This window comes from Actinomyces culturomici (assembly GCF_900499005.1).
Taxonomy (GTDB): domain Bacteria; phylum Actinomycetota; class Actinomycetes; order Actinomycetales; family Actinomycetaceae; genus Pauljensenia; species Pauljensenia culturomici.
Map to the genome: position 1 here is coordinate 389,313 of NZ_LS991317.1, position 13,723 is coordinate 403,035.

General features: G+C 66.2%; 15 protein-coding genes and 1 tRNA gene. 7 read left to right on the plus strand and 9 right to left on the minus strand.

Annotated elements, in window-relative coordinates:
* Positions 1-43 precede the first annotated feature (43 nt).
* Together DY157_RS11395 and DY157_RS11520 are read right to left on the minus strand one after the other, a co-directional pair.
* On the minus strand, positions 44-229 hold the full coding sequence (locus tag DY157_RS11395; RefSeq protein ID WP_160159507.1) for a hypothetical protein: 186 nt from the start codon (positions 227-229) through the stop codon (positions 44-46).
* A gap of 278 nt (positions 230-507) precedes the next feature.
* Complete coding sequence (locus tag DY157_RS11520) at positions 508-819, minus strand: helix-turn-helix domain-containing protein (RefSeq protein ID WP_175578454.1); 312 nt, start codon at positions 817-819, stop codon at positions 508-510.
* Between the two features lie 84 nt (positions 820-903).
* Here DY157_RS11520 and DY157_RS08825 point away from each other — a divergent pair, with 84 nt between their 5' ends.
* On the plus strand, positions 904-1,422 hold the full coding sequence (locus tag DY157_RS08825; protein ID WP_115728271.1) for a hypothetical protein: 519 nt from the start codon (positions 904-906) through the stop codon (positions 1,420-1,422).
* A gap of 13 nt (positions 1,423-1,435) precedes the next feature.
* Here the strand turns inward: DY157_RS08825 and DY157_RS11400 are convergent, their stop codons facing one another.
* Both DY157_RS11400 and DY157_RS08840 read right to left on the minus strand, forming a co-directional pair.
* Complete coding sequence (locus tag DY157_RS11400) at positions 1,436-2,419, minus strand: hypothetical protein (RefSeq protein ID WP_160159508.1); 984 nt, start codon at positions 2,417-2,419, stop codon at positions 1,436-1,438.
* A complete protein-coding gene (locus DY157_RS08840; protein WP_115728274.1) occupies positions 2,419-2,796 on the minus strand; it encodes a helix-turn-helix domain-containing protein in 378 nt (125 codons plus the stop codon). The genes DY157_RS11400 and DY157_RS08840 overlap by 1 nt, the downstream gene beginning before the upstream one ends.
* 192 nt (positions 2,797-2,988) lie before the next feature.
* On the opposite strand from DY157_RS08840, the gene DY157_RS08845 reads away from it, so the two are divergent.
* Genes DY157_RS08845 through DY157_RS08855 form a run of 4 tightly spaced genes read left to right on the plus strand, consistent with a single transcriptional unit; the run spans position 2,989 to position 6,637 of the window.
* The gene (locus tag DY157_RS08845) at positions 2,989-3,546 is read left to right on the plus strand and encodes a hypothetical protein (RefSeq protein ID WP_160159509.1); all 558 of its coding nucleotides are present in this window, start codon (positions 2,989-2,991) and stop codon (positions 3,544-3,546) included.
* Positions 3,547-3,587: 41 nt separating this feature from the next.
* The gene (locus DY157_RS08850) at positions 3,588-4,313 is read left to right on the plus strand and encodes a hypothetical protein (protein WP_115728276.1); all 726 of its coding nucleotides are present in this window, start codon (positions 3,588-3,590) and stop codon (positions 4,311-4,313) included.
* A gap of 18 nt (positions 4,314-4,331) precedes the next feature.
* The gene (locus tag DY157_RS11405; protein WP_160159510.1) at positions 4,332-5,771 is read left to right on the plus strand and encodes a hypothetical protein; all 1,440 of its coding nucleotides are present in this window, start codon (positions 4,332-4,334) and stop codon (positions 5,769-5,771) included.
* Positions 5,768-6,637: a DNA adenine methylase gene (locus DY157_RS08855; RefSeq protein WP_115728277.1), complete on the plus strand. Its 870-nt coding sequence runs from the start codon at positions 5,768-5,770 to the stop codon at positions 6,635-6,637. The genes DY157_RS11405 and DY157_RS08855 overlap by 4 nt, the downstream gene beginning before the upstream one ends.
* A 19-nt stretch (positions 6,638-6,656) precedes the next feature.
* On the opposite strand, the gene DY157_RS08860 is transcribed toward DY157_RS08855, so the two are convergent.
* Positions 6,657-7,541, minus strand: coding sequence for a DUF3800 domain-containing protein (locus DY157_RS08860; protein WP_160159511.1), 885 nt, complete (start codon positions 7,539-7,541; stop codon positions 6,657-6,659).
* A 189-nt stretch (positions 7,542-7,730) separates the two neighbouring features.
* On the opposite strand from DY157_RS08860, the gene DY157_RS08865 reads away from it, so the two are divergent.
* Positions 7,731-8,147 (plus strand): ImmA/IrrE family metallo-endopeptidase, encoded by a 417-nt coding sequence (locus DY157_RS08865; RefSeq protein ID WP_160159512.1) that lies wholly within the window; start codon positions 7,731-7,733, stop codon positions 8,145-8,147.
* On the opposite strand, the gene DY157_RS08870 is transcribed toward DY157_RS08865, so the two are convergent.
* The 4 genes from DY157_RS08870 to DY157_RS08885 form a co-directional block, all read right to left on the minus strand.
* Positions 8,144-9,340 (minus strand): tyrosine-type recombinase/integrase, encoded by a 1,197-nt coding sequence (locus DY157_RS08870; protein ID WP_160159513.1) that lies wholly within the window; start codon positions 9,338-9,340, stop codon positions 8,144-8,146. The two genes, DY157_RS08865 and DY157_RS08870, sit on opposite strands and share 4 nt — an antisense overlap.
* A gap of 138 nt (positions 9,341-9,478) precedes the next feature.
* A tRNA-Leu gene (locus tag DY157_RS08875) sits at positions 9,479-9,565 on the minus strand.
* A 180-nt stretch (positions 9,566-9,745) separates the two neighbouring features.
* The gene (locus DY157_RS08880) at positions 9,746-10,519 is read right to left on the minus strand and encodes an energy-coupling factor transporter transmembrane component T (protein ID WP_115728281.1); all 774 of its coding nucleotides are present in this window, start codon (positions 10,517-10,519) and stop codon (positions 9,746-9,748) included.
* Positions 10,516-12,096, minus strand: a complete 1,581-nt coding sequence (locus DY157_RS08885) for a DUF2232 domain-containing protein (protein WP_115728282.1) — start codon at positions 12,094-12,096, stop codon at positions 10,516-10,518. The genes DY157_RS08880 and DY157_RS08885 overlap by 4 nt, the downstream gene beginning before the upstream one ends.
* Before the next feature lie 222 nt (positions 12,097-12,318).
* On the opposite strand from DY157_RS08885, the gene DY157_RS08890 reads away from it, so the two are divergent.
* Positions 12,319-13,722 (plus strand): SLC13 family permease, encoded by a 1,404-nt coding sequence (locus DY157_RS08890; protein WP_115728464.1) that lies wholly within the window; start codon positions 12,319-12,321, stop codon positions 13,720-13,722.
* Position 13,723: the final 1 nt, after the last annotated feature.

Here is a 13,723-nt window from a genome sequence, read left to right on the forward strand (position 1 = left end):
GCGACCAGAAGCTGCACGAACACGCTCCACGGCCCCACGCCGATCACCGCCCATCCCACGGATCACGGATCTCGACGACGAGCATCCGCGCCGCCACCGCCGCGAGAACGAGGGCCGGCACGCACACCCACTCCGACCACCCCAACGGGTTATCCGGAGCCCGCATCGCCAAAGCGAGGAACATCGCCGCCCCCAGCAGAACGGACGCCGTCTTCACACGCGCGTTCACTTCGACCCCCTCCGCTTACCCGCAGAAGCCGCCCGCGCCTTCGCGCGAATCCGCCCCGCGTCGAGCCGCTTCACGACCCGCTCCTTCTGCCCACCCGGCGGATCGAACGGCATCGACAACCGCCACGCGAGCGTCTTGCTAAGCTCTTTCATGAGTTCGGACTCCCTTTCCTGACTCGCTCGCCTCTCGGTACGTGCAAGGTGCCGAGGGGCATTTCCCTTTCCACCCGCCCGCGGCCCCGGGGTGCCTCCCATACAGGGGCCGCACGCGAACACAGATCACGCGCCGAGCCGGCGGCGCTTCCTCGACCTCGGCGACAAGGGAGCAACAGCCCCCGTGAACACCCCGAAGTCCTCCAGCCTCAACCGCGACGCCTCAGACCGCGCCAACTCCTCCTCGGCCCGCGCCATCAACCGCCGGCGCCTCTCAACCACCGCCGACTCCGGAATCCGCCACTGCCCTCGAGCCCCAACCCGATACGCGCCCTCGAACTCGCCGGCCGCGCACGCCGCCGTCACCGCATGCGTCGAAATCCGTTCAAGCTCCGCGACCTCCTTCGAGGTCAACACCCTCTCGATCACGCCGTTCATCGGAGAACAACCCCCTCGGTAGGCTCGGACGTGGAGAACAACGGCGCGCTGGAAGCACCGCCGACACCCACCGAGGGGGAAGACATGGCCGTCATCAACTGGTTCGAATCAATGACCGCAGGAGAACAGGGCCTATTCGTCCTCGCAGCGCTGACCCTCATCGGGTCCTCCTTCTGGGCGGTCTTCACATGGCTGCGGCCCAACCCGAGAAGCGCGCCAGAGACCACGAAGCCGCCAACAGAGACCCCGAATACGAGCCAGTCCGAGACGACTTTCAACGTCGCCCCCGCGCACAAGCCCCACGAACAGACGAACCACAACTCGGCAAGCGTCCGACCCCGCGTCGAAATCACCTGGGCCTCGAAGAACGCCTTCACAATCCGGAACATCCAAACGACCCCGCTCGCCATCGAATACGTCCGCAACCGCCGTGACTTCGTGCGGCTCGACCTCGACGACCGATTCACCCTCGACCCGGGACGATCCATCCGCGCGTACGCGTTCGGCGCCTGGGGCAAGCCCATCCCCGACGAGCTCGTCCTCGACGTCGTCGGAGAAGACACGCCGCTCGTCGTCCCACTCCCGCCACACCCTGAGTTCTGAGCCGCCTCCTCCATCAGAGACCAACTCCCTCGGAAGAGCCGGCCTCTTCCAGGTCGATCAGCGCACGGTGAGCCTCGTTCTCCTCGCTCATGCACGCCTCGTACTCGCCGAGAGCTCGATCCGCCTGCGCATCACACAGACGAGCCGTCTCCTCCAGGCGCTCGATCACCTCGCGCGGCACGTCATGCTCGAGCGCCCAGTTCACCGTCTCGTACGCCCGGCCCCGCCGTTCCTCACGCTCGTCAAGCTCCCGCTCCGCACGGATTCGCGCATCCTCCGCACAGCTGATCCGCTCCCACAAGGACGCTTCAACATCGTCCGCAAACGGGCTATCCACAGGCTCGCCCGCGTAGGTATCCCCCTCGGTAGAGTGGCCGTCACCACAACACCCCCGCTCTACCGAGGAGGAAGACTCATGGACCTCTACGAAGTCCTCGACGGCGTTGAGATCGATATCGACGGCGTCCGCATGAAGGCCAGCGTCCAAGCCCTCAGGATCCTCCCCGCCATTCCCCGCATGATCGCCGACGGCTTCGGATGCTGGTACGACGACGGAAACAACCGCGAATGGATCGAGCACGACTCGACCGTCACGATCGCCATCTACGGCGACACCCCCTACCCGAAGATCCCCCGCCTGTCCGGATCGCTCTACGACGAGATCCACGAGTTCCTCACCGACTGCCGGAAGCATGAGATCCTGCCCATCGTTCGCATGATCGACGGTGTCATCACCCTTGAGGAAGAGACAGAAACCCTCTGACAGAGCCGCGTCCAACTGGAACGTCAACGTCCTCAGAGAACGTGTCACCTCCACGACAGCCTCAAGCTCACGCTTAACATCAGCGGCCGAGGCGTCCAGGCCGTCCACGGACAGCCAGAACGAGCGCACACGCCGAACAATCTCCGCCTGCCAGACGCCAATCTCCTTGGACAACGCCAACGCCTTGGCAGCCTCAGCACCAGCGCGTAACTGCACAACCTTTCGGGACTTCATCACGCCACCGCCTTTGCCCGAGCGAGAAGATCCGCGAGGTTCTTCTCAATCCCGGCCACGTCAGCCGCGAGCGCCTTCGCCGTCTCCTGGAGCTTTTCGATGCGTCGTTCGAGCTTGCGGGATTCGGCGAGTGCTTCGGCTTCGTCGCGGTTGAAGTAGCCGTCGCGGACGATGGCGATCTGGGGGACCGCGAGCGCGTCGGCGATCTTGGCGACGAGGATGGGCGTGATCTGCTTAGCGCCCGACTCGATCATGGAGATGTACGGGCGTGAGATGAAGATGGCGTGCGCGAGCTGTTCCTGAGAGAGTCCGCGCGCTTCGCGAAGCGTGCGAATGGTCTCGCCGATTCGCTTTCGTTCCTGTTCGGTGACGCTCATGGCGGTAACGATAGTGACTGACCGTAACCGAGTCAAGCGCTATCACATAACCAATCGTTCCGTGGTGCGACTGCGCAGGTGCCGCTGTAACCACATGCGTGTACTTACATCTCGGTTTCTCCGTGAAATCGCGCGTTCGCTCCCTGTTGTTCTTGCTTGACGTTACCGACGAGTAACGTCCACTCTTTCCATATGAGTAACGCCGAAGTGCTTGCGCAGCGTGTTCGTGCTCGTCGCCTCGAGCTCGGCATGACGACGGTCAAGGAGCTCGCGATCGCCGGCGGCTTCACGACGAAGACGGCGAGCATCATCGAGAACGGGCATAAGGATTCGTTCCGTCCGGCGACGCTAGCCGCTCTCGATAGTGCCCTCGAGTGGGAGCAAGGTTCGTCGCAGGCGATCCTCGACGGCGGGGAACCGACCCCTCTTGCCCCCTCTGGTGCGGCGCCCGGCTCCGTCCTCGTCGACGAAGGGTCCGCCGGCGTGCTCGCCGAGCTGCTCATCGGAGAGTCGGCCGACGTGCTTGACGAGGACGAGATCTCCGAGATCGAGTCCGTGGCTCGCGCCGCGGCGCTCAAGAGGAAGCGGGAGATCCTCGCCGCCCGGCCCGCTCGCCCGCTCGAGCTTGTCGACGGCGCCAGCGACGACGCCCCCGACTTCGAACGGCTCGCCGCACGCACCGTGCCTCGGCGACCCGGCTGGGACGCCTCACGCGCCGGCGACGATGCCGGCGAAGAACCGCAGGACTGAACCCAGACCCCAGACACACCCCGTCGAGATAGGACACCGACATGTCAACGCCGACAACAGACGAAAGCTCGCCCCGTCCACCGTCGGAACTCGCTCCTCTCGCCAAAGCGCCCAAGGGCTCGCGCTACAAGGGCACCTACCGAACCGGCCTCGGCTGGTTCCTCGCCGTCCTGTGGCCATTCGGCCTCATCCAGTCCATCGTCAAGCACGACTCCATCGGATCGACGATCGTCACGCTGATCGTCTGGGCAGCAGTCGCCTTCTGGCTCATCAAGTGGGGCCGATCGTTGAAGGCGCAGAAGATCGTCGTCATCCCAAAGGCCCTCCGATCGACAGCACCCGGACGCGGCGCCCCGGAGCTCCAGCGCCTCATCGCCCAGTACGGCGAACGCGGCCGCATCTCCCTCTACGTCATGGACCGACATCTCCCCGCCATCGAGAAGCTCGCCGCGACTGCGACGAACTTCAAGCCCGGGCCCCTCGGCGGATCCGGAGCGCTCGTCGCCTGGGCCGACATCATCCCCGAGCCGAAGAACACCTACGACTCGAAGGCCATCCAGGCCCACGTCATGGGCCGGCCGGTCGCCTACTTCTCCCTCGAGTGGAAGGACCGCGCGCACGCCCAACTCCGCGCCAGCCACCACCGCGGCGCCCAAGTCCCCGTCGTCGTCAGGTGGTGGAACGGCAAAGCCTTCGTCTGGGCCTTCTCGACCTTCGAAGACGCCGAGTCCTTCGCGAACTGGGTAGTTGCCCGTGACCAAAATTGACGCCCTCAGGAGTGACCGATGAGCAGCACTACTCGTACGGTGAAGGTTTCGTCCTTGCGTCTAGACTCCCAGAACCCTCGCCTCGGAGGAGAGATTGCGTCACAGGAGAGAATCTTCGCTGAGCTTCTCTCCACCGACGCGAGAATCCGAGAAATTGTCGAATTGGCTTCTTCCATAGTTAAACTCGGGGGTCTAGACCCGTCTCAGCTTCCTGTTGTTGTAGAAGAAGGCAGTGAGCTCGTCGTTATCGAAGGCAACCGTAGAATTGCGGCTCTCAAACTTCTCCTGCAGCCCAATCTTGCTCCTAACGAGAGGATCAAGCGTAGGTTCTCGAAAATAGCGATGGAGGGCTCGATCTCCCAGTCGGTGAGGGTCGTGCGCTTCGATTCGCGATCCGAATATGACTCATATCTGGTCCTGCGCCACACCGGCGAGAACAAAGGCGCCGGATTGAAGCCCTGGCGAAGTGCTGACATCGCGAGATTCCAAGAGCGGCAAGGAAAATCTCGGGCAATTCACACTGAGCTCATCGCCTGGTGTCGAGCCGAATTCGCTGACGATGAAGAGATGCTCAAGCTTGTCGAGACGATCGAACAAGGCTACTTGACGACACTCAAACGCTTTCTCATGAAAGTAATCCGAGACCGTCTTGGGCTTCGATGGGCCGAGGGGAAACTGAGGGTCGAGTACAGCGCCGCACAACTGCGCCCCTTCCTTAAGAGACTCTTTGTCGATCTGACCGGCAAGATGCCCAACGATCAACCGTGGTCACGAGCCCGCCAGGAGAACGTGCTCACCTACGTATACGAAACCCACCCGGATCTCCTACCATCCGAAGAAGAGAAAGCCCAGCCAGAGCCTGAGCCTGTGGCTGCCCATCCCGACGAGAAGACCTCTTCTGCCCCCGCAGCCAAGGAAGAGGTTGATCCTCGCTCCGCTTCACCGTCCATATCTTCCGATGAAAAAACTCAAAACCAAGCAAATGCGGGTAGCGCCCCCCAAACGCCGACTGCGATTCTCGAAGGCTTAGACCTGTCCGTCTTCGGTCAACGAATTAACAATATTCACATCCAAGCTCAGCGACTTCGGGTAGCGGCCTCACCGGACCTCTGCGGCATTGCACTACGAGTAATCCTTGAACTGTGCGTCGATGAATTCTGCAAACAAACCTCGATCGGCCGTCCGCGGGTCTTCGCAGATGCTGTCATCAAGGTTATTCAAACGATCGATCCGGAGGCTGTAAAGGGAGGGAATGCTCGAGGTAACCCTCTTGTCCCCATCTACCGGGATTACAGGCGCAATGGTGCAGACCGTGGGTATGCCGCTGATAGGCTCCACGACTTCGTTCACTCCAGCACGCGCGTCGTCACAGCGGGTGAAGTTCTTCGCGAATCACAACAGCTCTCAGCACTGCTGGTGGCCATGAGCGAATATCTGCGCAATACTCAGACCCTATGAGGAACCTATCGCCGCTTCGCTACCCCGGGGGCAAAGTGCGCCTCGCGCCCTTCTTCGCGCGGCTCCTTTCCATCCAGGAGCCCGTCCCTACTCGGTACGCGGAGCCTTTCGCCGGGGGTGCTGGCGCGGCCCTACGCCTCCTCGATGAAGGGCGCGTCTCCCACATCCACATCAACGACATTCACCCCGGCATCGCAGCCTTCTGGCGAAGCGTCACTACACAGCCCGAAGAATTCATCGACCGTATCAGATCGACCGCCGTCACGATCGAGGAGTGGCACGCGCAGCGTGAGATCTTCGAGAGTGGGCCCAGCGACGACGACTTTTCGTTCGGCTTCGCCACCTTCTTCCTCAACCGCACCAATCGCTCCGGAATCCTGACCGCCCGCCCCATCGGAGGCCTCGCCCAGACCGGGAAATGGCTCATCGACGCGCGATACAACAAGGACGGCCTCATCTCACGAGTCCGCCGAATCGCAGAGCTCGCCGACCGAATCACCGTCACCGAACTCGACGCCCTCGACTTTCTCAAGACTATCGAGCACTTCGAAGACGATGTCCTCGTCTACGCCGACCCACCGTACGTCGTCCAGGGCAACAAGCTCTACCTCCACGCATTCAGCGCTGACGACCACCGAGCCCTCGCAGACAAACTCCTGAACGCCCTCTATCCCTGGATCCTGACCTACGACGACGAACGCGTCATCTGGGAAGACCTCTACGGTGCTGAGCGCTGCGCCCGATTCAGCATCGCCCACACCGCCCAGAACAATCATGTCGGATCCGAAACCATCATCTACGGCCCCACTATCACTGTGCCCGGAACTCAAGAAATCACGCCCGGGCGCCGCGCCGACTGGGTTTAGCTCGAAAGAATCCGACCGATCAGCGTGATGAAGTGATCATGGCGTCGCGAATGCTCTGGGTCATGTGTGCCCCGTGATGGATAGCGGAAGCGCGTTCTGACGTGCTCCATTTGCGCGTGTGCTTGATCGCCTTGGCGCTGACAGGCCTTTCCTGCGAGGGGAGCCAGATCCTCGACTCATCAAGCGTTCGCTCGTTAAACACCGCCCCGAAGACGCTGGGGGCCCATGAGAATTCGTCAGAATCAGAGAAGTGGAAGTGAGTGGCGCGCGAAGCGATCGCGCACATCCAATCCGCGAACTGCACTGCCCCGTACCTGTGGCTCTCCAATTCCATCGGCACCTCGACGATTCGCTTCATCGACGGGTCGGGGGAGGCGTAGATGAATTGCGCGAGACTCGTGATCGCCTCCTCGCGGGGCATGGGTCCTCCTTTGTCGAGGAAGATCGTGAGATTCTCTCCGCGAAGATCCGCATATCGGCACAAGCGGCGAACCGACTCAGTCAGGATCGCTCGCGTTCGATCAGCCGCACTCTGCCCTGTCTCCTTCTCCGTGCCGACTGGTTTCTCTTCGCCGTAGAAGAAAATCTTCCCGCCGAGCCTTGTCATGTAGTCCGCGAGATCGGAGATGAAATCGACCCTCTCCGGATACTTGCTGTAGGCGCCGGTCGTGAACATCTCAGCGCCCTTCTTCTCCCAGCGTCGAGGATGCTTCCCGGTCTTGACGATCTCCGACCTGAACTGTCGAGCCTTAACCTGCTCGAACTTCGCACCGAAAGGGCGAATCGCGGCCTCTGGCAACACGATCCCCGCATACCCGAACAGGGGGTGATCCTTGAATTTCTTGTGCGCCGTGCTGATGTACGGGCCTACGTGCCCGAACTCATCCAGATACGCGACAATCACGTGACCTCCCCCAGATATGCGCGGAGGGCAGCCCAAGGCTGCCCTCCGGAGTTGGCGCGTGGTCCGCAAAGGAACTGCTACCCGCAACGCATGCTATTGACCGACAAGCGAGTGCGTCAAGCTGTCCTGGCAGCTCCTGCGCACTCGCAGTTCCCCCACATGCCCATGCCCCCGCGTATCCTCGCGCGCATGTGGCACCCCTGGAAGGCCCTCCGCGAGCGCCTCGACCTCGCCCTCATCTGGACCGAGAACCTCCCGCGCAACGTCCTGGGCGCCACTGATGGAACCCGCATATGGATGACCCCACGTCAGCTCCAAGCGGAACGGCGATGCACGCTCACCCACGAGCTCATCCACGTGGAACGCGGACACGCCGGCTGCCAGCCTCCGGCCGTCGAACTCGAGGTCCGCGTCGAAGCAGCCCGCCGGCTCATCCCCTTCGACGACCTCGTCCGCGCGTGCCTCTGGGCCCGCGGCCCCCAAGAGCTCGCCGACGAACTCTGGGTCGATGAGGCCACCCTCGACGACAGGCTCACGCACCTCACCGAGGACGAGCGCACGGAGATCAACGCGGCGCTCGCCAGAAGGGACGCGCGCGACGCTTAGCCTGCCGCCGGCAGCAACTGGGGGAGCGCGGTCGCCATCGCCATCTCCGTCGCGTCGGCCGCGATTCTGCCGGCGTCGGGGACGAGGTGCCCGTACACGTTGACGGTCGTCTCTATCGACTCGTGGCCCATCCTGTACTGGACGATGTGAATCGGGACCCCGGCACCCAGGAGCATCGACGCGTGCGTGTGCCGTAGATCGTGAATCCTCGGGCGCGGATCGAGCTTCGCCTTCGCGATCGCCTTCGCCCACACGTTCTCGGAGAACCACTCCGGCCGCAGCCTGCCCCCGTTCGGCCCCTGGAAGACGAGCCCCTTGCCCGCCGAGGCCGCGAGCGCCTCGAGCTCGTCGACGAGTGAGCGGGGGAGTGAGACCGTGCGCTTCGACTTCTTCGACTTCGGTGGTCCGATGTGATGGCCGGTCTTGCCGCGCTTCCAGGCGCGCTCGACGCGGACTGTGGGCGGTGTCGAGTCGAAGTCGAAGTCGGAGGCGTACAGGGCCGTCGCTTCGCCCCAGCGCAGGCCCGTGGCGAGGAGGAAGGCGACGAGTGTTTGCCACCGGGCTGGTGTCGCGCTGAGGAGGTCGAGGCGCTGCCTCGTCGTGAGGAAGACGGGGCTGCGCTTCTGGTGAGCGGCCGGCAGGCGGACGCCCTTGGCCGGATTGCGCGCGAGGGCGCCGGAGTCGACCTGGAGGGAGAGGACCGAGGAGAAGAGCCCCTGGATGTTCGCGATCGTCTTCGTCGACAGGTAGTCCGGCTCGACGGTCTTGTCGCGCTTTCGGCGCCGGATGGAGGGGAGGGTCTCCTTCTTGCGCAGTGACGCGATCCACTTCTCGACCTGCGGCCGTCCGACCTGCCCGATCGGCCAGTCGTCGAAGGTCGGGCCGATGTGCAGGGCCCAGGTCGTCTCGTACTTGGCGACCGTGCCCTCCTCGGCGTAGGAGGAGACGTGGTCGACGAACTGGGTGAAGGCGTCGCGGCAGGTGAGGACTCCCTCGTCGCCCGCGAGCGTCGTTGCCTCGCGGATCTGGCGCGCCGCGAGTGGGCCGACGCGGTCGATGAGGGCGCAGAAGGCGAGCGCCTCCCTGTAGGTGTCGAAACGGTCCGAGGTCGGCGTGCCACCGGGGGTGAGCCTGTACTGGACCCGGAAGAGAACGGCGCCGCCCTTCGTGCGTACGGGTGACGGAGTGGGCATGGTGAACCGCCTCGCAAAGGCCATCCAAGACCGTCAACAATCCGTCAAGACGACCCCTTGCACTGGCCATCTGTAGTCTTGCTGTAGTCTTGGCGCTTTTGGCACCCCGACTTTTCCGCAGAATTCTGCGGGAAAACCTGGTGCGCGAGAGGGGAGTTGAACCCCTACCCCATCACTGGGACACGGACCTGAACCGTGCGCGTCTGCCTATTCCGCCACTCGCGCGTGCGTGGAAAGGCTACGGGGACCGGCGGGCCGCGTCAAATGAGGGCCGATCGGCGATCCGCGCGATTCAGCGGAATCCCGGGGAAGAAGCCGACGGGCGTGCGATCTCACAGGCCGGAGGCGCGCGGGCGCCCGGCGGCGTCACCGCGATCGAGGAGTGCCGAGCCCCGCCCGGCGGTCCTAGAGGAGGACGTGCGCCGCGACGATCGCGCCTGCGGCGAGGATCCCGACGAGGGCGGCGACGAGGTCCCGGCCGGCGAGGCGCGGCCGTGAGTCCTCGAGGGGCTCGAGGCCGCCGCGCATCGACATCGCCCGACCCGTGTCGCGGGCGGCCCGCGAGGCGGCGGAGAGGCATGCGGTGGTGACGTCGACGGCGAGGCGGAGCAGGGTGCCGGGCGTCGCCCTCGTCCATTCGTCGCCCATCCGGAGCTTCGCGGTGTCGACGACGGCCTGCGCCTGGTCGCCGAGGACGGGGAGGGCGCGCAGGGCGAGCCCCATGATCCGCGCCCACTCGTCGACGGGCAGCCCGACGCGGCGCAGGGGGCGCAGGAGGGAGCGCAGGGCGCCCGCGAGGCGCGCGGTCGACGAGGTCCACAGGAGGAGCGCCGTTCCCCAGAGGACGACGGTCGTGAGGGCCATGAGCCGGACGAAGTACCAGAATCCTCCGCCGAGCGAGGCGCCGATGAGTCCGCCGACGACGCCTCCCCAGAACCACGGCGCCGGGATGGGGATCGCGCTCGGGGGGACCTTCGCGAGGAGGGACGCTCCGGCGAGGACGAGGCCGAGGACGCCGAGCGTCCACCACGACGGCCACACGAGGAGCAGCGTCGTGAGGACCGTCCACACGACGATGAGGACCTCGGGCGCGACGCGCGAGAGCACTGACGACCAGGGGAGGGGCCGCGGGAGGGAGAATCCGATCGAGCGGCGCGATCGGGATCCGCGCGCGCTCATGAGAGGACCCCGTCGGCGAGGGCGAGCCGCTCGTCGCACAGCGGCCCGAGGTCGGCGACGTCGTGGGAGATGACGACGAGGCCGATGCCGGCGCGCTTCCGCGCGGCGAGGACGTCGACGAGGATGGCCCGCGACTCGGCGTCGAGTCCGGCCATCGGCTCGTCGAGGACGAGGGCGACCGGATCGGACGCGAGGAGGCCGGCGAGGGCGACGCGCCGCATCTGGCCGCCGGAGAGTTCGTCGACGCCCCGGCGAGAGAGGGAGGCGTCGAGCCCGACCTCGGCGAGCGCTCGCTCGATGAGGGCCTGCGCGGCTCCGGGTTCGAGGCCGCGGCCCTTGCGGCCGCGGCCGGTGCCCACCGAGGGCCCGTACCCGGCCGCCGAGAGGATGTCGAGGCCGACGGTGGGCCGCTGGAGCTGAAGTCTCGCGAATTGGCGGGAGAGGGCGACGTCGCCGACGCGGAAGCGCATGTCGCGCCCTCCGAGCGTGCAGCGGCCGCGACTGGGGGTCATGAGCCCGGTGAGGATGCGGGCGAGCGTCGACTTGCCCGACCCGTTCGCCCCCGTAATGAGGAGCGCCGACCCGGGCGAGACGATGAGCGAGGCATCGGAGAGGACCTCGTGCTCCCAGGGCGTGCCCGCGTCGTAGGCGTGTCCGACGCGATCGGCCCACAGGTGCTCGACGGGCCCGTTCCACGCGGGCGCGCTCGCGGTGGGCGTCCAGGGCGCGGGGCGTGCGACCGGATCGGAGGAGGCGGGGCGATGGACTGCGGGGTCGACGCGCTCCTCGGCCTGCCCGTGCATCGCGCCGTCACGAGGTCGGGGCCGCGCGTCCGACGAGGGGGAGTGGGGGAGCGCCGAGCGCACGGGATCGCCCGCCCGGGAGGAATCCGTCGAGTCGGGGGAGGCGCCCGCGGAAGCGCCGACGCCGCGCGGTCGGGACGCGCCGCGCTCGTCCGGCCCCCCGGTGACGGCGGGCGTCCGCGCCGTGGCGTCGTCCGGCGAGCCGTCGAATACGACGCGCCCGGCGTCGACTCGGACGAGCCGGTCGGCGCCCTCCGCCTCGGAGGCGTCGTGGGTGATGTGGACGACCGCGGTGCCGCGCGAGGGGAGGGAGGCGAGGACTTCGAGGAGCTCCCGGCGCCCCTCGGGGTCGATCATCGCCGTCGACTCGTCGGAGATGAGGAGCACGGGGAGGAGCGCGAGGAGCGCCCACGAGAGCCCCGCCCCGAGGAGTCCGACGCCGACGCCGGCGGCGAGGACCCCGGGGAGGCGGGCCCCGCGGCGGCGCAGCGCTCCGACGACGAGGCCGACGAGGACGGTCTGCGCGACGGTCCACGCGGTCGGCAGCCCGCCAATCGCCGCGGACATAAGGATCGTGACGGCCGCGGCGCCGAGGCCGGCGCGCGCCCGGAAGCGGGAGGCGACCATCGCGATGGGGACGGCGGCGCCGACCTGGAAGACGATGTTGAGAACGGGCATGACGGAGGCGAGCAGCCCGAGCGCGACGGCGAGGCCGGCAAGGATGCCGGCCGTCGCGATCTCGACGGGCGCGAGCGGTCTCCGTCGGCGCGTCATGGTCCCCAGTGTGCCCCCCGCCTGGGACCTTCGGCACTTCGAAAGGTCCCGGCCCCCGAGCTCCGCGCCTCCGGGAGCGGCCCCGGCCTCGTCATTCCCGCCCGGTCCGTGTGATGCGCGGCATAGGCTGGCAGCACCGTCGGCTGGAAGACAACGAGGTCTCGATCAATGGTCCGCTCCCATCACTCGCCGCTGCAGGTGAACCCGCGCTCCGCGCAGAATATGACGACCCGCCAGAAGAAGGAGCGCAGGGGCCCGAGCCCCGTCAAGCTCTTCGGACAGATCGGCGCGGTCGTCGCCATCGTCGCATTCCTCTTCATCCGGCTCCCCGGACTCGAGGTCGAGGGGTCGAGGATGTTCGGCATCTTCCTCGCCGCGATCCTCCTGTGGGTGACGGAGGCGATCCCCCTGTCGGCGACGGCGGCGCTCGTCATCTTCCTCGAGGTCCTCTTCATCTCCGACCACGCGGTGATCCCGGTCGCCGAGGAGGCGCCGAAGTACACGGTGTTCTTCGGGGCGCTCGCGAATCCGGTGATCATCCTCTTCCTCGGCGGATTCATGCTCGCCGACGGCGCCGCGAAGTACAAGGTCGACCGGGCGCTCTCCGCCGTCCTTCTCAAGCCCTTCCTCGGCAAGCCGCGCCTCACGGTCATGGGCGTCATGCTCATCACCGCCCTCATGAGCATGTTCATGTCGAACACGGCGACGACGGCGACGATGTTCGCGGTGATGATGCCGGTGATCATGGCCCTGCCCGAGGGGCGGGCCCGCACCGGCATCGCCCTGTCGATCCCCGTCGCCGCGAACGTCGGCGGCATGGGCACGCCCGTCGGCACCCCGCCGAACGCCATCGCGCTCGGCGCCCTCCAGACCGCCGGGATCTCCGTGACCTTCCTCGACTGGATGCTCGCCGCCGTCCCGCTCATGCTCATCGTCCTCGCGGTCTCCTGGATCTTCATCTCTTGGCGCTACGTCCCCAAGGACGCGAAGTTCGACATCGACACCTCCGCGACGTTCGACACCTCGCGCAACGCGAAGATCTTCTACGTCGTCTCCGTCCTCACGATCCTCCTGTGGATGACGGAGTCCCTCCACGGCATCTCCTCGAACGTCGTCGGCTTCCTTCCCGTCGTCGCCCTCATGGTGACGAAGGTGATGGGCGGCGACGACCTGCGCGCCCTCGACTGGCCGGTCCTCTGGCTCGTCGCCGGCGGCATCGCCCTCGGCTCGGGCGTCGGCGAGACCGGGCTCGACGCCTGGCTCCTCGGGTCGATCCAGTGGGGCGCGATCCCGACGCTCCTCCTCATCCTCGTTCTCGCCCTCGTCGGATGGGTGACCTCGAACGTCATCTCCCACTCGGCGTCCGCGAACCTCCTCATCCCCATGGGCATGGGCCTCGCGATGACGATCTCGACGCCCGCCGCGGAGATCGCGATCGTCCTCGCGCTCGGCTGCTCGCTCGGCATGTGCCTCCCGATTTCGACGCCGCCGAACGCGATCGCCTACTCGACGGGGACGACTCCGACGAAGGAGATGGCGATCGTCGGCGCGGTCGTCGGCGTCACCGGCGTCCTCCTCCTCGCCTTCGTCGCGCCGCTCACCTGGGGCCCGCTCGGGGTGTTCTGAG